Here is a 20861-nt window from a genome sequence, read left to right as displayed (position 1 = left end):
GCCGGCGGAATGTGGGCTTTAAGCGCCTGTCCGATAAAACGGAAAATAGATGCATGGTGCCTGATACAAAAACCGAATGAAAATATGGTGCGCCGGGCAGGACTTGAACCCGCGACCAAGCCGTTATGAGCGGCCCGCTCTAACCAACTGAGCTACCAGCGCACGATATTGTAGGCGTTACCCCGGATTACCATGGGCATGCCTTCTGCCTTAGCCATACAGATCATCTTGTAAGCTGAAAAGACATGCTGGCATATTTTTCAGGCTATATCCGGTCTCCGCGTTGTTATTAACATGTGGAACCCAAGCCGGCCCGCCAGATGGCGAGCCAGCTATGCGCGACAAAACGGGTATTCTAGACCGCTAAAGTGTTATTTCTTAGGGCTTAGTGCATACCATGTCACAAACTGATAAGTGCTACCCTGCTGACGCAGCGTTGTGGGATATGAGCATTGAATGCATATTTCACATATCGTCATCCCATGCCGCAGGGGATTATTTTCTGGCACAAGGAGTGAGTAAAGATATTCATAATGTGAAAGGTTAAAATCAATAGGAATATATATTGTGTGTTAATGAAAAAATCTAATAATTTTATTTTCAAAATTAATAATAAAAACAAATAATGTTATGATATGAAATGCAAATTTATAAATAAAACGTTTATAAAAGCGACGTTGTTTTGTTGTATTTTTTCGGAAACATCCTGTTCTCCCTATTGGAATCCCGATCTTATGCGTCCGGAGCATTTATCTGCAGTTCTGGAAGCAGGTACATTATGTCAGTCCATCCAACACTCCCAGCATGCATCAGAGTTTATACGCCAGCAGATGCAAATACTTGTTACGAATAGTCCTGCGTTTAATAAGCGAACACACCACCACCCTATTGTAAATCAGCCCCACAAAGAACCAGACGGAGTGGACGAAAAAGATGCGCGCTGTCCAGTTCATACAAAAGTTAAGGGGAAAAAATTTCTTATTATTTATAATCTGGAAAAAATAAAACACGTCAATGCAGATGGAAAATTTCAGGATATTTATTGTGAATATTTAGCTATAGTTTCGAATTATTTTTATAATCTCAAGTATCCGCAATTGCCAACGCATCACCACAAAAAAACGACACCAATAATTAGTAAACCTCAACCCCAAACCCCTTTGGACTTATGGATGTCAGAGCAGATATATTATCCTATGGAAGCAGCCAGAAGTGGCATTGAAGGCTATACAACAATGAAAATTTGGATTGGTCCTCAGGGAAAAATTCAATCCGTACGTTTTTCAAAATCATCCGGTAGCATTCTTCTCGACAATGCAGCAATGGGTATGTTTGTGGGAAAAACTGTACCAAATCTATCTCATAGTAAAAAAGCGAAGAAAATTACGGAAACAATAAAATATATATTGGTACATAACTAATATTATTAGAATTATTATGGTCCAACTTGTTTTGTAGAGAGAGGCGTGTTGTTGGCAGAGGGAGTGCTTTGTTCATCCCCTCCCCCATCTGCAAAGAATGGAAGGAAAATAAAATATTCGAAGTCGATCGAACAAGGTGCCAGGGACTGCTATGGTTCAATATAAACCAATAGCGCACTTATTATTTTGTGGATTGTTTTCTGTAACCCGCAGAAAACTAGGGCAAACCGTGGTGGGTGCGACAGGGATTGAACCTGTGACCCCCGCCGTGTGAAGGCGATGCTCTACCGCTGAGCTACGCACCCGGTTTGTGAGGGCTAGATACATCTATCACGAAGGGTTTGGCAAGAGGTGATTTGCCATTAAAGTCAAAAAAATCAAATATTTTGCAACCGGTCTTCACTGCGGGAATGAATAAGGAGAAACCATGCTCTTTCAGGAGCAGGAAAAACGGAATTTTGTCACCAACCGGCGGTTAGGCAGTTCTCTGGCCATGATTGCCGGAGCCATAAATGTCGCTGGTTTTATGGATTTTGGATATTACTGTGCCAACATGACGGGCAACGCTTCTGCAATGGCTCTGAATTTGCAGGATGGAAAGCTCCTTGATGGCTTTCGTGCCATGGAACTGAGCGGGAGCTTTGTTCTGGGGGCCATCGTGTGCACATTTTTGGTCAACCGTGGGCGCAGGCGGCACTGGCATGCGGCTTATGCCTTTAGTATTCTGCTGGAAGCCGTCATGCTCGCCTTACTGGGGCTGGCCAGCGCTTTTATGCTGTTTGGCCCACACAGCTTTATTCCTGCGTTAACGCTCTGTTTTCTCATGGGTTTGCAGAACGCAACCGTTACCCGCATTTCAGGCTCAGTTGTGCGGACAACGCACATTACCGGCATGCTGACGGATCTGGGAATGGAAATTGCCGACTGGCTGGATGCTTGGCGGCACAAGATCGGGCCAGAACACCGCTATACCATTACCCAAAGGTTACGACTGCATTTGCAGATTATCTGCTGCTTTGTTGGTGGAGGCGTTGTCGGGGCCTTTGTTTATCACGTCTGGCCCACATATTTTTTGTTTGTCACTGCGGCTCTGCTGGCATCGTGCGCTTTGCCCGGTATGGTCGCGAATTCGCTCACCAGCTTTGCAAAAAGACAGACATAACCCACTGGCAGAGCCTTGCTCTGCCCATCTGGTTGGCTTCTCTCGTATATACAGCCGACCAGATGGGCAAAGGTTGGGATTTTAAGCCAGCACTTCCGGGTTCAGGCGGTAGCCACCGCCTTCGGTTACCAGCAGGGATGCATGGGCCGGATCGGGCTCGATTTTCTGCCGCAGGCGATAAATATGGGTTTCCAGCGTATGCGTGGTAACCGCCGCGTTGTAACCCCATACCTCGTTCAGCAACACCTGCCGTGGAACCGGGCGTGTGCCTGCGCGGTAAAGGAATTTCAGAATGGCAGTTTCTTTTTCCGTCAGCCGGATACGGCGGTTTTTAACCGGTTCCAGCAGCAGCTTGGCAGACGGACGGAAAGTGTACGGACCGATCGAGAAAACGGCATCTTCGCTGTTTTCAAACAGGCGCAGTTGCGCGCGCAGTCGGGCCAGAAGCTCGGCAATCCGGAAGGGTTTTGCAACGTAATCGTTGGCACCGGCATCCAGACCACGCACGATGTCGGCCTCATCATCCGAGCCGGTCAGCATGATCACCGGCATGCGCAGCCCTTCTTTGCGCAGCTCAGCACAGAAATCTCTGCCATCGCCGTCCGGTAATGAGACATCAAGCAAGATGGCATCACACCGGGCATCCGGGCCTTTCATTTTCTCGCGTGCTTCTGCCAGCGTGGCGGCTTCCTGAACCAGAAACTCACCATCAACCTGTAGCTGTTCCGTCAAAGCGCGGCGGATAACCTGATCGTCGTCAACAACCAAAATGGGGCGTGCACCCGTCATGTGGTTCCATCTCCTTGTGTCAGCCTTCTATAAGTGGCTGCCTGACCTATTCTTTTGCTATCGTGCCACGAATCTTCACGCAACGTAAGCAGCGACATGATACGTGAACCGCATGGCAGGCCATGAACAGAGGCAAGATATTGGAATGATAATACACGTGTGGCCCATGCCTGACAGCCGCAGCTACGCAAAACTGCATTGCGGGCACATAATAATGGATGCGGTGATCGGCAAAAACGGCGTTACTCCTCATAAGCATGAGGGAGATATGACCACTCCGGTGGGCCAGTTCACTCTCAGAAAAGTGTATTATCGTGCCGACCGAACTACCCGTCCCCACTCTGTTTTACCCATGGAAGCGCTAAAACCTGACGATGGATGGTGTGATGATCCCACGTCCGAGGTGTATAACCAGTACATTACACTGCCCAACGCGGCCCGGCATGAAGATTTGTGGAGAGAGGATGACCTATACAACCTTGTGGTTGTTATAGGCTACAATGATACCCCTGCCCTACCCGGAAAAGGCTCTGCCATTTTCATGCACCTGCAACGTCCCGACCGCGCACCAACGGAAGGATGCATTGCCCTGACAGAGCAGGACCTGCGCACTGTTTTACAATCCGGGGCCACGGCAATTGCCATTCATAATTGCCCATACCCGTAGAGCTCTGCGGAAAATCAATCAAACCACTTTTTATTCAGGCCTTTAAACTCTTCTGCTTGAGTTTATCGACTTATAACCCTGCCTGAAAAGCTAGCTGAATATCTTCAGGTTTTGTTTTTCCGTTAGCAAGTAGAAGCTGAAGGAGGATTCGTGCTTTTTGTGGATTGAGGTCCATAGAAGCGATCAGACCATATCGGTCATCATCAACTTCCACGTTCCGGTTCGTCATGCCACTACCGACGCGCGTGGAACGCACGACAATGACGCCGGCTTTTCTTGCCCGCTCAATGCCGGCCAAAGCGGTATCAGAAACATTTCCGTCTCCCATCCCGGCAATGACGATACCACGCGCGCCATCCTTGACCGCATCATCAATCTGCTGTGCATCCATATCCGCGTGGGCATACACAATTTGTACCTGCGCGAGGGTGTGATCTGCCGGAAGAGCAAGAGGCTGGCGTGGTTGGGCGGCGGTAATAAAACGCACAGATGCCGGGTCAACATAACCAGTCGGACCAAGATTTGGAGAATGGAATGTTTGTAGCTCTGTGGTGTGCATTTTGCTCACGCCACGCGCAGACTGGATTACATCATTTAAAACAACCAGAACACCACGCCCACGGGCCTGCGGATCTGCCGCGACCTTCACGGCTTCATACATGTTGGCAGGACCATCCGCACTGATGGCCGTGCTGGGCCGCATGGCGCCAGTTAAAATAACCGGGCGGGAATCTCCGATCACGTTATCCAGGAAGAATGCCGTTTCCTCCATTGTATCGGTTCCATGTGTAATCACAATGGCATCTGCTTCATTGTTTGCAAATGCCTTCCGGATCCGCTCTGCAAGTTTGAACCATACTTGGCTATTCATATTCTGGGAGGCAATGTTGGAAATCTGCTCAACCTGTAATTGGGCGAGTTTTTCCACGCCCGGCACGCCTGCAATCAATTGCTCGCCAGTCACTGCACCTGCATCATAACCAATGGCAGAGCGTGTATTGATTTTTCCAGATATTGTACCCCCGGTTGCCAGAACCAACACACGCGGCAAGGCGTCCTGCTTACGCACTGTAGCTGTGGAAGCCTCTCCCCCTGCTGTATGAGCAAAAGCGGATTGGATATTCACTGCGCTCAGAATTGTACCGAGAAGAGACAGGACACGCACAGAAACCATAAAATCAGTCTTTCCAGCAAAGAGGGATAACAGGCTACTCAGGCGCCCCTGCCTCACCCATTTAAAATAAATAGGCTGGTTGGCAGAAGATTACTCTTTGCCTAGCCTCGTCTATTATAAAGCAATATTTGGACACACACACCAACCAATTGGGTCGCAACCGCACTTGTGAGATTGCTTTGGTTGTTTAAGTTACGTTGACAAAAGATATGCGCCAGAAGCCCTGCTGCTACGAGTTTCAGGCTTTCAAACTCTATCATTCCTGATGAGTCCCGCGTCTTCTAGCTGTTGAAGAGGGGCCCAATTATGAGGTGGCGCCACTACTTGCGAAGACCATAAACATCCAGCCTCGATCCACTCCCTTCTTAGCTTTTCGTGAGAAAACCCAGCGTCACTATATCCAAACTGATTTCCACAACACGGGCAGATATCGTACGAAGCACAATTATGCTTATCATAAGCTGGCTCACTCAGCTTCGCATATCCACAAATCGGGCATACATAATTTCTATTGAGCATTAAAATGCTCCTGTGGTGATGAGTATCTCTATCGATCATAGCCTCTCGGGCAATAAAAATATGTCACTCACAGCTTCATACGCTGCTAATTAACCTGTGAATTGCACCGCACCATTCGGTTCAAACACCTGCGTTCAGGCGGCCACATCCTGCTTAGGAGGAGGCATAAGGCCAATAGCCACCAGCCCTACCCAGAAGGGTGGAGAGGCATCATCTTCCAGAGAGACAACGGTGATGGCAGCACCTTTCTGGATCATCAGAAAAATCAGGAAATCGCTATTTTCCTTTAAAAGCCGTTCTTTGTTCTCTTCCGTAATGTTTTTGGCCACAAAGCGCCAACCCTGTGCAACCAGGGTTTCCAGCAAGGTAAAGTTCCATCCCGGTTGCCCAAGGACCTTCCCCCTCGCCTCGCGGCTGAGGCCCCGGTATTGGTCCAGACGGGCAATGCCGGGGCTGACCTGATACACGCGCTGGTGGCCAAAATGGGGGGCTAAATGCGCGCAGACCAGCCCGTTATAAATTGCATCGGGTGTAGCTGTAATCAGGTAGTCTGCCGGACGTTCCTCCAGACTTTCAGCCCCTTCCTCCGAGAGAACCTCGGCGCATAACACGGGAACGCCTGCTTTTTGGGCGGGGGCAAGATCTCTTGCCGAGCTGTCCACCAAAAGCACCGGGGTGCCGACTTCATGCACAACCTGCGCCAGTTGTGTGGACCACTCACTGGCCCCCACAATGGCCAGCGCAGGCTGGTTGGAGAGAGTCAGGTGCAGTTTGCGCCCGAGCGGGATAAGCGAAAAGCCATGCAGGATCATGGTAGAGGCAATAATGGCGAACACTGCGGGCATAACCAGCCCCGCACCGGGGTAACCGGCATCCTGCAACCGAACACCGGCAATACCGGCCACGGCGGCGGCAACAATGCCGCGCGGGGCAATCCAGCCAACAAAAAACCGCTCAGCCCAGCTCAGGCTGGTGCCGATGGTTGCCAGCCAGATTCCCAGCGGGCGGACCAGAAACAGAACAGCCAGTGTTAACCCACCAATAGACCACGAAAGGCTGGTCAGTTCGTGGCGTTGCAGGTCTGCGGCTAAAAGTACGAACAGTACGGAAACAATAAGAACAACCAGCGCTTCCTTCATGCGCTGGAGTTCGCTCATTCCCGGAATACGCAGGTTGGCCAGCCCCATACCAAACACGGTAGAGGCCATGAGCCCTGCCCCATCCATGCTTAACGTCCCGACCACATAGAGCATGAGCGCTAAGGTAATGAACAACGGCATCTTCATGATGTCGGGCAGCATATCCCGCACACAAATCCATTTTACGCACCATGCTGCTCCAATGCCTAACCCGATCATTAAGGCAGCACTGGCAAGCATATGTGGGACAATGGCCATGAACACAGTGCCCGACCCTTCATCGGGGCGCATGAGCAGCACTTCGAGCACCAATGTTGCCAGAATGGCTCCCACCGGGTCGTTTAGAATGGCCTCCCAGCGTAAAAATGCGGCTATCCGGGGTTTAAGTTTGGCATGCCGCAGCAAAGGCAGCACCACGGTGGGCCCCGTTACCACAACAATCGAACCAAACAGGAATGCGGGGCCCCACCCCATGCCACCAATATAATGCGCAGCCAGACTGCCCAGCAGAAAGTTAATGGGTAAAGCCACCAGCGTCAGTCGCAGAACCCCTTCCCCGGCTTCTTTGAGTTGCCGGAAATCAAGTGCCAGACCACCTTCAAAAACAATCAGGGCCACGGCAAGTGACACAAGGGGATGAAAAGCCGAGCCAATCATTTCTGACGGGTGCATAACCTGCAGGACAGGCCCGTAAAGCAAGCCGAGTGAGAACAGCAATACAATAGCGGGCAGCCGGAAGCGCCATGCCGTCCATTGTGCGAGCATACTGCCGCCCAACACAAAAAAGACGAAAATAATTACACTATCGGTCATGCGGGTCTATCTCGGGGTCAGATGTGATCCATGCTCTTTTGTGCTTAAAGCATAAAGGCATGAAAGTTATACATCAAACTCACAAGATAGACCGCAAAAGCAGCCAGATAATAGTTTTGTGTAAAAAACAATCAGTCGTTCTGTAACTGCCGTTCCAGAACTGCGGCAAAAAATCCGTCAGTTTCGTCCCGTGCCGGGGTCAGGCTGATCATGGTCATTTCACGCAAGCGCTCCGGGAGTGCGGGAGAGCCAGACGCAACAAGACGGAACTCCGGATTACGGGCGACAAACTGCTCTACCTGTCCCGCATTTTCGGCCTTGAGGAGAGAGCAGGTTGCATAAATCATGCGGCCACCGGGTTTAACCAGTGCTGCTGCCCGGTCCATAATAGCGGCCTGCTTGACCAGCAGTTCTTCCAGATCGACCTGCGTGGTACGGAAGCGTGCATCCGGGTTACGGCGCCATGTTCCCGTGCCGCTGCAAGGGGCATCGACCAGAACTCGATCAAACGAGGCAGCGCGCCTTTTGGCCCACTTATCCCCTTCGGTCAGCAGGTGGCGCTCCACATTATGCACCCCTGCGCGGCGCAGTCTTTTAACAGCACCTTCCAGCCGCACGACAGAAACATCACATGCAACAATATGGCCCTTGTTTTCCATCATCATGGCAAGGGCCAATGTTTTGCCACCGGCACCCGCGCAGTAATCCAGAACACGCATGCCGGGATCAACACCCGCCATGGCGGCAACAAGCTGGCTGCCTTCATCCTGAATTTCTACCAGACCATCACGGAACGGCTTGCTGGCGGTTACAGGCTGGCGGCCTTCCAGCCGCAGCCCCCAGGGAGACAGCTTTGTTTCTTCCGCATGCAGCCCTTCGCGCGCAAGCGCGTGCATGGCTTCCGTGCGGGTTGTGCGCAGCATGTTAATGCGCAGGTCCAGAGAGGCAGGTTCTGCCATGGCCTTGATTTCTGCCTCAAGGTCCGCCCCAAAGGTTTCTTCCAGCTTGGGGAGTAGCCAGTCTGGCACTTCAAGCCGTACAGCCCGTGGCATATCCGCGCACTCAAGCTCCTTGCCGATCAGGGCGTTCAGCACCGCCTGTTCAGACTCGCTTAGTGCGCCCGCGGCAAAGCGACCGCCGCCGTAAATGGATGCAAGCTTTTCCATAGGGGTGCGATCAAACACCAACTGGGCCCCAGCCAGCATGCGGGGGCTGGCAGTGCCCCCGCTTTGCTCAAGCCACCAACCCAGCTTGCGCCAGTTGCGCATGATGTCCCACACCAGGCCGGAAATGGCACGCCGGTCACCGCCGCCAATATAGCGTCTTTCCCTGAAAAAGCTGTTGGCAACGGCATCCGCTGGTTTGCGTGGTGCCGCCTCCATAGCCGCAAGCAGGTCAATGCTGGCGGCAAGTCTGGCTGTAGGTGTCATAAAGGCAGATCAGTCCTGACGATAGTTGGGGGCTTCACGCGTGATGGACACGTCATGCACATGGCTTTCACGCAGACCGGCACCGGTAATGCGGCGGAACTTGGCGCGGACCTGCAGATCACTGATTTCGCGCGAGCCGGTGTAGCCCATGCCAGCCTTCAACCCGCCAACCAGCTGGTGAATAACGGCAGACATGCTGCCTTTATAGGGTACGCGGCCTTCAATCCCTTCCGGGACAAGCTTGAGCGTGTCTTTGACTTCCTGCTGGAAGTAACGGTCTGCCGAGCCGCGCGCCATGGCGCCAAGGCTGCCCATGCCCCGGTAGGATTTGTAGGAACGCCCCTGATACAGGAAAACCTCGCCCGGTGCTTCTTCCGTGCCAGCCAGCAGCGAGCCGATCATAACCACGTCGGCTCCGGCGCCAATGGCCTTTACGATGTCGCCCGATGTGCGGATACCACCATCGGCAATGCAGGGAACGTCCATTTCCTTACAGGCCAGAGATGTTTCCAAAATGGCGGAAAACTGCGGCACACCCACACCAGCTACAATGCGCGTGGTGCAGATGGAACCCGGTCCAATGCCAATTTTAACGCAATCTGCCCCAGCCGTAACCAGTGCACGCGCAGCTTCTGGCGTTGCAACGTTGCCGGCAATAACCTGAATATCGTCATCCAGCGCTTTCAGGCGCTCGACCGCGGCCAGCACGCCGGCGGAGTGGCCGTGGGCGGTATCGACCACCAGAACATCCACACCGGCATCAATCAGCAGTTTGGCGCGGCTAAAGCCGTCTTCCCCCACGCCGGTTGCTGCGGCACAGCGCAGGCGCCCCATGCTATCCTTGATTGCCAGAGGGTGGGCTACCGCCTTGTCCATATCCTTGACGGTAATAATCCCGACGCAACGGTCGGCATCGTCCACAACCAGCAGCTTTTCAATCCGGTGTTTGTGCAAAAGCTGGCGGGCCGTATCCGGGTCAACACCATTCTTGACCGTAACCAGACGGTCCTTGGTCATGAGTTCGGAAACACGCTGGTTGGGGTCAACCGCAAAGCGGGCATCACGGTTGGTCAGAATGCCAACCAGCTTCTGGGTGCCGGGCTGCACAACTGGCAGGCCGCTAATGCCATGCCGGTGCATGATCTCGCGCACTTCTGCCAGTGTCTGGTCCGGACCAACCGTAACCGGATTGACCACCATGCCGGATTCAAACCGCTTGACCCGGCGCACATGCTCGGCCTGCTCTTCGGGCTTGAGGTTTTTGTGAATAACGCCAAGGCCACCCTGCTGCGCCATGGCAATGGCCATACGCTCTTCCGTTACAGTGTCCATGGCGGAAGAAATAAGAGGAATGTTAAGTTCGATGGAGCGCGTCAGATGCGTACGCACCATGGTCTGACCTGGCACGACATCGGAAGCAGCCGGGACGACAAGAACATCGTCAAACGCCAGAGCTTCAGTAACACGGCTGTATGGAGAGGAAGTCATGCAGCGGGCACCCTTGCTGAATTACAACGTGGCGGGTTTACCCTGTAGCAAATCACTGCCGCAGGTCACCCGACCTTTGGCGCTTCCTCTTATGACTTTGGCCGGGTAAACGCAAGCGCTCAAGGCCATTATTCACCATGTTTTTTAAAAAAGCATCTTTTAAACGCAATATGCACAGGCCACACCCAGCAAGCGCGAACCTGCTGGATGTGGCCTGATATACGAACAGAAGCGGAAAATTACTTACAGGCTGCGCTATTACGGAGCATGCGGGGCTTCTGGCGCAAAAACACCACCTGCGGAGAGCAGGCTCTTGCCGTGCCGTCTTCCACCAGAGCATCCCGCTCCCATGCGCTCAGCAACGTAACGCGCCAGCGTTCACGAACAGCCTCACGCCAACGATCCGAGGTTTTTGCCTGCGTTGCCTGCACAACCTGATGAATATGCATGTTCGCCTCCCCTCTGGTGTAACTTGACACTACACGCAAAAAAAACAGTTGAGGCATGACTGTTTTGTGAAAGGTCAAAAAAACATGCACTCTGATTTGCAGCACTGGACACCCTGCACGCAAATGAGAAAAAACATAACGAAATTGCCCCTGAAAGGCATTGTCTCTCACGCGGTAACTTGGTCAGTTTCAAGCCGCCCAGGGCAGCGTAGGGCAATAGGGTACTAGAAATACCCCGCCCATTTCCAATTTGAACCGGACAGCAAAGCACGCCATACTTTGGGCATGACCAAACGGATGCCTTTTTTGCTCTCCCACCTGATGGCTTTTGGCCTGCTGGCCTGCGCCACGCCTCCCGTATGGGCCACAAATAGGCAGCCAGATGCACATAAGGGCGGCACGCTGCATATTCTCGCACAAAGTGATGCAGGCACACTCGACCCGCAAATATCTTACATTGCCCTGACCAAAGTGCTTGAAACACCAGTGTATGACACACTGTTGACCTACCCCAAGCTTTCCGGTCCCGGTGCGCATCCGGTCATTGCCAATCTGGTGGAGGCTGTACCAACCCCCGAGGATGATGGACGCACCTACCGCCTGACCCTGCGGGACGGGTTATATTTTTCCAACGGCAAACCCGTTACGGTGGACGATGTGGCAGCGTCTTTCCGCCGTCTTTTCAAGGTGGGGAGCCCAACGGCTGGGCCATATTACGGGGCCATTGTTGGTGCTCGTGCCTGTCTGCAAAACCCCACCACATGCACATTGGCCGGTGGTGTGGAAACAGACGCCCACACGCGGCAGATAGTCTTCCATTTAGAGACGCCAGACCCGGAGTTTCTGGACCGGCTGGCATGGATGCACGCCGCCATTCTGCCCGCAGACACCCCAGTGCATGACATGGGCAACACCCCCATACCCGGAACAGGCCCCTACCGTATTGCGGAGTATGACCCGACTACTCAGTTACGTTTGGAGCGTAATCCTTTTTTTCACGAATGGTCGCATCAGGCACAACCAGCCGCCTACCCGGATGCGGTTCTGGTTTCCTTTGGTCTGGACGGAGAAGCGGCCGTTACCGCCGTGGAAAATGAGCAGGCGGACTGGATGTACGAAAATGTTCCGCTGGACAGGTTAGGAGAAGTCGGGAGCCGTTACGCCAGTCAGGTGCATCTTTACGCTCCGCTTCTGTCATACTTTGCCATGCTCAACGTGCATGAACCGCCGTTTACATCACTCAAGGTTCGGCAGGCCTTGAATTACGCAGTGAACCGGCATGCCATGATTATTTACCGGGGCGGCCCGGCCGTGGCGTCCCCCCTGTGCCAGATTTTGCCGGATGGCACGCCGGGGTATGAGCCGTTCTGTTTTTATACCCAAGGCGCCTCCCCAGCACATCCCGCACAAAACTGGGTTAAGCCGGATATGGATGTTGCCCGCCAGCTCGTAAAGGAAAGCGGCATGGCGGGGCAGAAAGTGACCATTATTGTTCCATCCGAACAGCATGGCAGCGCCACGGCGGACGATATTCGTAATACGCTGGATATGCTCGGCTTCAAGGCAACGGTTCGCACCATAAGCCCTGCCATAGCGTTTACTTACATCCAGAATACACAAAACCATTTTCAGATTGCTCTAGCCGGCTGGAATGCCGATTACCCTTCGGCCTCCAGCTTTTTGCAAACCCTGTTTTCCTGCGAAACCTTCCACCCCAACTCTGACAACTCCCCCAATTATTCAGGGTTTTGCGATCCCAAGATTGACCGGAAAATGCAGGAGGCCGCGATGCTGACTTTAACCGACCGGGAGGCGAGCAACCACGCATGGTCCGAAGTTGACCGGGAGATTATGGCTCAGGCCCCTTTTGTGCCCCTCTCACAAACCCAGAGGGTACTTCTGCTTTCCCGCCGCGCCAAAAATGTCATTATTACTTTGAATGACGAAATTCTTTTTTCGCAGATCCAGCTACAATAAGCTGGATGGCTGGTCTGCCATCTGCTGTACCTCACGCACAACATCATGAATAAAACGTAGCTTTGCACGCACACCCGCCGTGAGCACAAAAGGGTAAAAATCGGCCAGTCCCATGGACCTGTTCAAGCTGTTGACGGCATATGTCAACGGCAGCCAGGCCTCTATGATGTCATCAAACGGCATGTGCAGGTAAGGGTCGTTCCTGTGCGTGAGAACAGGCTTGCCATCAACCATCGGGCCTATGGTCATGTCATAAGACAAGGCCGTTTCCAGCGTGGACACTATATGAAAATAATGCGCCCATGTTTCGGCAAAATCCTCCCAAGGATGGGACATGGCATAGTGGCTGACATAGTGCTCACGCCAGTTGTCCGGTGCTGCACTGGCGTAATGTTTTTGCAATGCGCTTTGGTAATCTGCCCGGTCATCCCCAAACATGGCCCTGCACTGCTCCAGACGGCCACCGTCACGGATAAGGACATTCCAGTAGTAATGGCCAATTTCATGCCGGAAATGCCCTAGAAGAGTTCGGTAATACTCTCCCATTTCCACACGCATATGCTCTCTGTAGGCATCATCAGCCTCTTTGGTTGCTATGGTAATAACGCCATTATTATGGCCTGTCATGATTGGTGGCCAGCCTTGGGGTGGATCGTCCAGAAAATCGAACACCAGCCCTTCCTGCGGGTCTTGCTGACGGTTTTTAACAGGAAGTCTAAGTCGGAGAATTGTATAAACAAGGCGATGTTTGGCAAACTCCAGCTTGCGCCAGCGTTCCGTATTGCCCGGAATATTCAGGTTGGGAATAACCCGGTTAAACTGGCAGGCAAAGCAGAACGTGCCTTTAGGCTGCAACGCTGGAGCCAGCCAGTTACACACATCATACGCATGGTTGGCACAAAAAGCGCGTGGCTCTTCGTTCTGCCCTATCGGGTAGTAAAGTCCACCGGCTTTAGCCGCCAAGGCGGCAAGGTTGGCTGCTTCGGGCATATAACCCAAGGGAGCATGGCACTGGTTGCAACGGGTATTTTCAAAAAAAACCGGCTGTCCACAGGACTGGCATGTAAAACGCTTCATCCAGCACCTTTCTTTACACCCAGTGGCTCAAAATATGATTTTTGATGCCTGCTTATCAGTTAAACAGACGTTCGACCTTCATGCAGACATTAAAGGTTGCCTCGCACCTGTCCAGCAGGCCGGAAACAGGGGCGGCATTTTCCGGGCTGGCAGCAACAGCAAGGGGGATATGCCCTTGCCCAGCCAGCAGGCCAGAAGTGGTATCAAACCCCAGCCACCCACGCTGGGGAATAAAAATCTGTGCCCATGCGTGCAACTCCCCGGTCAGCACTTCCTCTCCGTCTGCCGTGTTCACACTTTGGATAAGATAGCCCGAGACAAACCGCGCAGCATGCCCCAGATGCCGGGCTATATTGACAAAAAGCCATGCACTGTCGCGGCAGGAACCCGCACGGCGGTGTAGAGTTTCCTCCGGGGACCATACACCGGGTTCCAGCCTGTGCTGGTAGCCGACTGTGCGGGCAATACCACGGTTTATAGCCATCATATCCTCCAGCACATCTCCCCCTGCGCCAACCGGGTAGCGGGAGAGAAAATCCCTTACCTCTTCCCCACATTCAGGTGGAATTGCATGCTCCTCCTGCGGCAGGTCGGTATGGTCATCGGGGGCTAAGGTTTGCAGGAGCGGGTCAAAAGTGGTCATGTCTGCAACCAGAGACACCTCAATATCAAAATGTGTCAGGCGATCGGGAAAACCAACACAGGCCACATCATTCCCGCACGAATCACGCTCCCATTTCAGGTTAAAACCTTCTGGCTGAATATGCAGGCCATATGCCTCAATGGGCGTGCGGCAGGCTTCCATGGGGCGTAGTCGTATTGTCTGGGTTCCCAAGGATACGGGGCGGTCGTAACGGTAGCAGGTCCGGTGCAAAAGCGTTACCTGTGAACTCATCAGAAATACGGCCCTGCTCGTGTTGCAGCCCAATGCCGTGGGCGGCGGATATCTGTTTGGTATCAGAACAATAATTCAGCGCGAAATCATATCATTCCGTGCAAGGCATGCAAGGGACCCATGCGGGTTTGTGCAAACAAAATGTGAGCACGTATTTTGTGCTTGGCAAATGCCGGAAATCCTGCTCCGTTAATGCGTATTCGAAACGTTTTGGCAGGCAGGACCAGCTTTTCTTCAGTCCCGAATGCCAGAAGGGAGGCTTTTATGACGAACGCCCTACACCTTGCCCCTCCCCTAACACGCGGACTGCTGGACAACTACGCCACTCCTGATTTTTTTTGCGAGTTAATGAACCGCAAGTCCCCTGCTCCACCCATTATAGATTGCGTAAAAAAGCGTCTGTCTGCTTTGCAGATACAAGAACTCCAGAACAGAACAGCCTCTGCCGAAGCACAGCTTTACAGAATGGGCATTACCTTTACCGTTTACACGGACCGGGAAGCCATTGACCGCATTTTGCCTTTTGATGCCATTCCACGGATTATTACAGCAGAAGAATGGCAACATATTGAACGCGGGGTTCAACAGCGTATTCAGGCCATCAACCTGTTTTTACATGATATTTATCATGAACAGCATATCCTGAAGGATGGCGTGGTTCCAGCCGAACTTGTGCTGCAAAATGCCAATTACTGTCAGGCTATGGTTGGTTTGGACGTGCCCGGTGGGGTTTATGTCCATATCAATGGAACAGACCTTATCCGTGACCAGCAGGGCCGCTTTCTGGTTCTCGAAGATAACGCACGCACACCTTCTGGCGTATCCTACGTCATAGAAAATCGCCACATGATGCTCAGGCTCATGCCAGATCTGGCATCAGGCCTGCCCATACGCTCGGTGGAGGAATACGGCCCGCGCCTGCATAATGCCTTGTGTGAGGTCTCCCCCGAAGGTGTGGACGACCCACAGGTTGTTCTGCTCTCCCCCGGCATTTATAATTCTGCTTACTTCGAGCACGTGTTCCTGTCGCGCGAAATGGGGGCTCCTCTGGTCGAAGGCCGCGACCTGTTTGTGGAGAACCACAAGGTTTTCATGCGTACCGTTATGGGGCCAAGGCCTGTCCACTCCATATACCGTCGCCTCAATGATGAATTTCTTGACCCACTTGCCTTTAATCCTGACAGCTTGCTGGGAGTGCCCGGTCTGGTCGAGGCTTACAGGCGCGGCAATGTCACACTGGCCAATGCGCTGGGCACAGGCGTTGCGGATGACAAAGCCGTTTATGCCTATATGCCCCGTATTATCCGTTATTATCTGGATGAAGACCCTATTCTGGAAAGTGTGGAAACACATATCTGCGCAGAACCGGAGGGGCTGGCATACACCTTGGCAAATCTTGATAAGCTTGTTGTCAAACCCGTTGGGGAATCAGGCGGTTACGGGCTGCTGATTGGCCCGCAGGCAACGCAGGCGGAACTGGACGACTTCAGCCAAAAATTACGCCACAATCCGGGCAATTACATAAGCCAGCCAACCATTGGCCTGTCAGTTACGCCAACCCTTTGCGGGGATACGGTAGAAGCCCGCCATGTTGACCTGAGACCCTTTGCCGTTACGGGCCGTTCTGTCTGGGTGCTACCTGGCGGCTTGTCCCGCGTTGCCCTGCGCAAAGGCTCGCTGGTTGTCAACTCATCCCAAGGGGGTGGTTCAAAAGATACATGGGTCATGGCATCATGATAATTTTTTCCCCCACTCCCCTTCTATCGCGCTATGCGGAATGCATGATGTGGCTGGCACGCTACATGGAGCGCATGGAAAATCTGGCGCGTTTGCTGGAAGTTACGGAAACCTTTGTTCGTAATGCCGAAGGGCAGACGGCCTGGGATTCCATTCTGGCCATTAACTCGGATGAAAGCCTGTTCCAGCAGATACATAACACGACACAACACACGGAAATTGTACCGTTTTATGTAACGGAAACCCGCAACCCTTCATCACTGGTTTCGCTCGCGCAGCAAGTGCGGGAAAATGCGCGTGCTGTCCGGCCGCTTGTTTCAATCGAGCTTTGGACGCAACTCAATGTCTTTTCGCGGAACCTGCTTAATCTCAAAAACGGAGATATGGCAGAGCATAATCTGGCCGAACTCTGCACCCGCGTAAGGCAGGACTGCCAAACCCATTTTGGCATTGCAGAAGGCACATTGTACCGAGATCAGGCGTGGCTGTTCTACCGGCTGGGCAAAGCTCTGGAGCGGAGCGATCAGATTACCCGGCTGATAGACATCCGCTATCATATGCTGCTGCCGCAGTCCGAAGCGCCGGGGTCCGATATTGATCTGACGCAGTGGACATCCGTATTACGCTCGGCAGCTGCGTACCATGCTTTTCGGCGGTTACGTCCGGTAACCCTGACACCGGCCAATATTGTTGGCTTCCTGCTCAAAAATGATGGTTTCCCGCGTTCACTAAGCACCAACCTGCGCCAGATTGATGAAACGCTTACGCTTCTGGCGACGCATGACAATCTACGCCAGTTCTGCTCTCCTTTACTGGAATGTGTGGCCGAACTCCGGGCCAGCCTGCAGGACCAAACTGCAGAGGAAATTATTATCCGCGGTTTGCATGATTATATGAGCTGGATACAAACCCAGCTCATGGATTTACAAAACGCCATAGCCGCAACATTCTGGCCTGTAATTATACCGCAGGAAGCCACTCTTGGAAAAATGGCTGAACAAGAGCAGAACTAGGTGTAAGCTTGCAGGCATAGTTTAAAGCTCTCCCCTGCGGGAGTGCAAATATATGGGGTGGTTAGAGTGATCAAAAAGACAATGTTTTTAAACGCCGTATCCGGCTTTTTGGTCACGGTTTCTGTCGCGGCTGGCGCATGTCTGGGCTCTGGAACGGCTCATGCGGCGTTATCTCAGGGAGCAAGTGCTCCCGACTTTACCCTGCAAGGGGCTCTGGCTGGCAAGCCTTTTACATTTTCGCTCAAGTCGGCCCTCGCACAAGGGCCTGTTGTTCTCTATTTTTTTCCCGCAGCGTTTACGACAGGCTGCACGCAGGAAGCACATGACTTTGCCGAAGCCGCAGAGCAGTTCCACGCCGCCGGGGCCACGCTTGTTGGTATAACGGCGGGGAATACTGACCGGGTTGCTGAGTTTTCCAAGGTAGAGTGCCGGGATAAATTTGCAGTTCTGGCCGACCCGGGGGCTTTGACCGCCATTTTGTACCACTCCGTTAATACGGAGCACCAGACTTTGCTCTCACAGCGCACATCTTATGTGATTGCGCCAGATGGCACTATTCTGCTGAGCTTTACCAGCAACAACCCGGAACAGCATGTTGTGGAAACTCTTGATGCCCTGAAAAAATGGCATGCAGGCAAAAGACAGAAATAAACGGGACAGTTCCGCAATATCAGAGTTTAAAATTTATTTGATCATCCCAGCATAGCTCATGATAATAGGGCTATGAACAATAAACATAATATGATGGGCCGCAGGATTTTTGGATTTTCTATCATGGGGTTAGGTCTTTCCTCCCATTTTGGAAAAGCCTTTGGGGAGAATGCTCCTCCCCCTGCCCCTATTCCCAAAGCAGCATTACCCAAAGCCAGCCCGGAAAAAGCTGCAAAAAAAACTGGTCCGCGGATTTTATGTTATGTTGGCGGTTACACGCGTTCTGGCCCACCAGAGAGTAATGCAACGGGCATAACCTTGTTTGAAATGAACCCGGAGAGCGGTATTCTAACCCAACTGGGCCACGTAACACCTGCGGACAATCCTTCTTTTCTGGTATTATCACCCGACCAGAACAGCCTGTACACGGTTAATGAAATCAGTGATTTTGAAGGTGGACATACCGGGTCAGTCACGGCTTTTCAGGTAGATCGCCGTACCGGGGTGCTTACCAAGTTAAATGTTATGAGTAGTGGCGGAGCAGACCCCGCGCATTTAAGTGTGCACCCATCAGGCAAATATCTGTTTATTGCCAATTATACCGGCGGGAGTGCTGCTGTCATGCGTATTCAACCGGATGGTAGCTTGGGTTTGTTAACCGACCTTATCCACAATACTGGGCCTAAAATGCCAGAACGGGCAGCAGATAACCCGCCCGGCAATTATGCGGTGAGTGATCACTCCGGCTCGCATGTGCATATGATTCAAGCCGATGTGAATGGTAAGTTTGTTCTGGCCTGTGATGCAGGGCTGGACAGGGTTTACGTGTGGCTGTTTGATATGGAAAGCGGCACCCTAAAACCGGCAGAAAAACCATGGTTGAGCATGGAGCCGGGTTCGGCGCCTCGTCATTTCTGCTTCAGCCATGACGGGAAGGTTATCTATATTCTGGGGGAACAGGATTCCCGCGTAGTTGTTGCCGATTATGATACCCAGACAGGTGCCATGCAGGTCAAGCAGACAGCCTCCACGGTAACTGCGCAATTTAGGGGAAGCACCCTTGCCGCTGAAATCATTTTGCATCCAACGGGGAAATTTCTCTACGTTACCAACAGGTTAGGTAATGCCATTGCCTGCTTTAGAGTGCATGAAGATGGCTCTATCACCCTGTTTGATGAGGTTTGGGTACACGCTGATTACGGGCGGGCTTTAAGTTTTGATCCGTCTGGGAAGTTTGTGTTCGTTGCCAATCAGCGGAGCGATTGTATTACATCCCTGCGCGTCAATACAGAAACCGGCGTGCTCGATTTTACATGGCACTTTGTGCCAATTGGCACACCAACATCTTTTGCATTTACTGTAATTGATTCTGTCTAGTTATTAAAAAACGCGTTGCACATTCATGTGCAACGCGTTTTTCTACTTTACTTATAAAGGCTGTCAAACACGCCGCCGTCAGAAAAATGTTCTTTCTGCAGCTTAGTCCAGCCACCAAGGCTCTTCACATCAAACGTATCCACTTTGGGGAAGAGTGCCTTGTTTTCTTCCAGAATGGCCGGGTCAACAGGGCGGAAATAGTGTTTGGCACCAATTTTCTGCCCTTCAGGCGTAAACAGGAAGTCCAGATACGCTTTGGCAACAGCTTCCGTTCCATGCGCCTTGACGTTTTTATCAACCAGAGATGCAGGCGGTTCCGCAAGAATGGTCTGCGACGGCACAACAATCTCAAACTGATCAGGCCCAATATCACGCGTGGCCAGCAGTGCCTCGTCTTCCCATGCAAGCAGGACATCGCCCAGATTACGCTGCACAAAGCTGTTTGTGGCACCGCGTGCACCTGTATCAAGCACGGGCACGTGTTTGAACAGGTTTTTCAGGTAAGCCTTGGCTGTTTCCGGGGTGCCGTCCTTCTGGTGCAACGCCCAACCCCATGCGGCCAGATAGTTCCAGCGTGCACCACCAGATGTTTTGGGGTTAGGCGTAATAACCTGCACGCCATCCCGGATCAGATCCGGCCAGTCATGAATGTTTTTGGGGTTACCTTTGCGGACCAGAAACACAATGGTGCTGGTGTAAGGGGTCGCATTGTGCGGCAGCCTGCTTTGCCAGTCAGCTGCAATCAGGCCGTGCTGTGCCAGTAGATCAATGTCATAGGCCAAGCCAAGTGTTACCACATCTGCCGGCGCGCCTTCCAGCACGGAGCGTGCCTGTGCCCCGGAGCCGCCATGCGCCGATTTGACACTGACTGTGTCTTCCGGGTGGTTTTTATGCCACTGGGCAGAAAAAGCTTTATTCACATCGGCATAAAGCTCACGCGTTGGATCGTAGGAAACATTCAGCAGGTGGTATGATTCCGCATAGCTTGCGGTCGCCTGCAAACCTGCCAGAAAAGAAACACCCAATACCGCCGTTACTTTGAGAACGGCACGGCGAACGTTAAAAAAGTTTTCCTGTTTCATA

At 52.5% G+C, this 20861-nt stretch carries 17 protein-coding genes and 2 tRNA genes; 8 read left to right on the top strand and 11 right to left on the bottom strand.

What is annotated here, in order from left to right; translation table 11 throughout:
• Positions 1 to 85 precede the first annotated feature (85 nt).
• Positions 86 to 162, bottom strand: a tRNA-Ile gene (locus ACSYTG_RS06520).
• 572 nt (positions 163 to 734) lie between these two features.
• Here ACSYTG_RS06520 and ACSYTG_RS06515 point away from each other — a divergent pair.
• Positions 735 to 1421 carry an energy transducer TonB gene (locus ACSYTG_RS06515; protein ID WP_489784158.1) on the top strand — a complete coding sequence of 229 codons (687 nt, stop codon included), beginning with the start codon at positions 735 to 737 and terminating at the stop codon, positions 1419 to 1421.
• 230 nt (positions 1422 to 1651) lie between these two features.
• On the opposite strand, the gene ACSYTG_RS06510 is transcribed toward ACSYTG_RS06515, so the two are convergent.
• Positions 1652 to 1726: transfer RNA gene (locus ACSYTG_RS06510), tRNA-Val, on the bottom strand.
• Between the two features lie 122 nt (positions 1727 to 1848).
• Between ACSYTG_RS06510 and ACSYTG_RS06505 the strand changes: the two genes are divergently transcribed.
• Positions 1849 to 2583, top strand: coding sequence for a YoaK family protein (locus ACSYTG_RS06505; RefSeq protein ID WP_086646771.1), 735 nt, complete (start codon positions 1849 to 1851; stop codon positions 2581 to 2583).
• Between the two features lie 81 nt (positions 2584 to 2664).
• Here the strand turns inward: ACSYTG_RS06505 and ACSYTG_RS06500 are convergent, their stop codons facing one another.
• Positions 2665 to 3372: a response regulator transcription factor gene (locus ACSYTG_RS06500; RefSeq protein WP_086646772.1), complete on the bottom strand. Its 708-nt coding sequence runs from the start codon at positions 3370 to 3372 to the stop codon at positions 2665 to 2667.
• Positions 3373 to 3517: 145 nt separating this feature from the next.
• On the opposite strand from ACSYTG_RS06500, the gene ACSYTG_RS06495 reads away from it, so the two are divergent.
• A complete protein-coding gene (locus tag ACSYTG_RS06495) occupies positions 3518 to 4039 on the top strand; it encodes a L,D-transpeptidase family protein (RefSeq protein ID WP_489784157.1) in 522 nt (173 codons plus the stop codon).
• A 70-nt stretch (positions 4040 to 4109) separates the two neighbouring features.
• On the opposite strand, the gene ACSYTG_RS06490 is transcribed toward ACSYTG_RS06495, so the two are convergent.
• From ACSYTG_RS06490 to ACSYTG_RS06470, 5 genes are all read right to left on the bottom strand, one after another.
• Positions 4110 to 5213, bottom strand: coding sequence for an asparaginase (locus ACSYTG_RS06490; protein ID WP_489784156.1), 1104 nt, complete (start codon positions 5211 to 5213; stop codon positions 4110 to 4112).
• 653 nt (positions 5214 to 5866) lie between these two features.
• On the bottom strand, positions 5867 to 7684 hold the full coding sequence (locus ACSYTG_RS06485) for a cation:proton antiporter (protein WP_489784155.1): 1818 nt from the start codon (positions 7682 to 7684) through the stop codon (positions 5867 to 5869).
• 131 nt (positions 7685 to 7815) lie between these two features.
• Positions 7816 to 9114, bottom strand: a complete 1299-nt coding sequence (locus ACSYTG_RS06480) for an RsmB/NOP family class I SAM-dependent RNA methyltransferase (protein WP_095349896.1) — start codon at positions 9112 to 9114, stop codon at positions 7816 to 7818.
• 9 nt (positions 9115 to 9123) lie between these two features.
• Entirely contained in the window at positions 9124 to 10602 is a 1479-nt protein-coding gene (guaB, locus tag ACSYTG_RS06475) for an IMP dehydrogenase (protein WP_086646776.1), read from the bottom strand.
• 239 nt (positions 10603 to 10841) lie between these two features.
• Positions 10842 to 11051 carry a hypothetical protein gene (locus ACSYTG_RS06470; protein ID WP_143296486.1) on the bottom strand — a complete coding sequence of 70 codons (210 nt, stop codon included), beginning with the start codon at positions 11049 to 11051 and terminating at the stop codon, positions 10842 to 10844.
• 285 nt (positions 11052 to 11336) lie between these two features.
• On the opposite strand from ACSYTG_RS06470, the gene ACSYTG_RS06465 reads away from it, so the two are divergent.
• The gene (locus tag ACSYTG_RS06465) at positions 11337 to 13028 is read left to right on the top strand and encodes an ABC transporter substrate-binding protein (protein WP_489783923.1); all 1692 of its coding nucleotides are present in this window, start codon (positions 11337 to 11339) and stop codon (positions 13026 to 13028) included.
• Here the strand turns inward: ACSYTG_RS06465 and ACSYTG_RS06460 are convergent.
• On the bottom strand, positions 13020 to 14105 hold the full coding sequence (locus ACSYTG_RS06460) for a zinc-binding metallopeptidase family protein (RefSeq protein WP_489783922.1): 1086 nt from the start codon (positions 14103 to 14105) through the stop codon (positions 13020 to 13022). The two genes, ACSYTG_RS06465 and ACSYTG_RS06460, sit on opposite strands and share 9 nt — an antisense overlap.
• A gap of 55 nt (positions 14106 to 14160) precedes the next feature.
• Positions 14161 to 15000: a transglutaminase family protein gene (locus ACSYTG_RS06455; RefSeq protein ID WP_489783921.1), complete on the bottom strand. Its 840-nt coding sequence runs from the start codon at positions 14998 to 15000 to the stop codon at positions 14161 to 14163.
• 264 nt (positions 15001 to 15264) lie between these two features.
• On the opposite strand from ACSYTG_RS06455, the gene ACSYTG_RS06450 reads away from it, so the two are divergent.
• From ACSYTG_RS06450 to ACSYTG_RS06435, 4 genes are all read left to right on the top strand, one after another.
• Positions 15265 to 16737, top strand: a complete 1473-nt coding sequence (locus ACSYTG_RS06450) for a circularly permuted type 2 ATP-grasp protein (RefSeq protein WP_489783920.1) — start codon at positions 15265 to 15267, stop codon at positions 16735 to 16737.
• Positions 16719 to 17750, top strand: coding sequence for an alpha-E domain-containing protein (locus ACSYTG_RS06445; RefSeq protein ID WP_489783919.1), 1032 nt, complete (start codon positions 16719 to 16721; stop codon positions 17748 to 17750). Before ACSYTG_RS06450 ends, ACSYTG_RS06445 begins: the two co-directional genes overlap by 19 nt.
• Before the next feature lie 66 nt (positions 17751 to 17816).
• Positions 17817 to 18401, top strand: coding sequence for a peroxiredoxin (locus ACSYTG_RS06440; protein WP_489783918.1), 585 nt, complete (start codon positions 17817 to 17819; stop codon positions 18399 to 18401).
• Positions 18402 to 18473: 72 nt separating this feature from the next.
• The gene (locus tag ACSYTG_RS06435) at positions 18474 to 19778 is read left to right on the top strand and encodes a lactonase family protein (protein WP_489783917.1); all 1305 of its coding nucleotides are present in this window, start codon (positions 18474 to 18476) and stop codon (positions 19776 to 19778) included.
• 47 nt (positions 19779 to 19825) lie between these two features.
• On the opposite strand, the gene ACSYTG_RS06430 is transcribed toward ACSYTG_RS06435, so the two are convergent.
• On the bottom strand, positions 19826 to 20860 hold the full coding sequence (locus ACSYTG_RS06430) for a sulfate ABC transporter substrate-binding protein (RefSeq protein ID WP_086646784.1): 1035 nt from the start codon (positions 20858 to 20860) through the stop codon (positions 19826 to 19828).
• Position 20861: the final 1 nt, after the last annotated feature.

This window comes from Acetobacter sp. ESL1128, assembly GCF_058505085.1.
The sequence above is the reverse complement of the archived record's forward strand: the minus strand, read 5'-3'. Positions and strand labels throughout refer to the sequence as shown.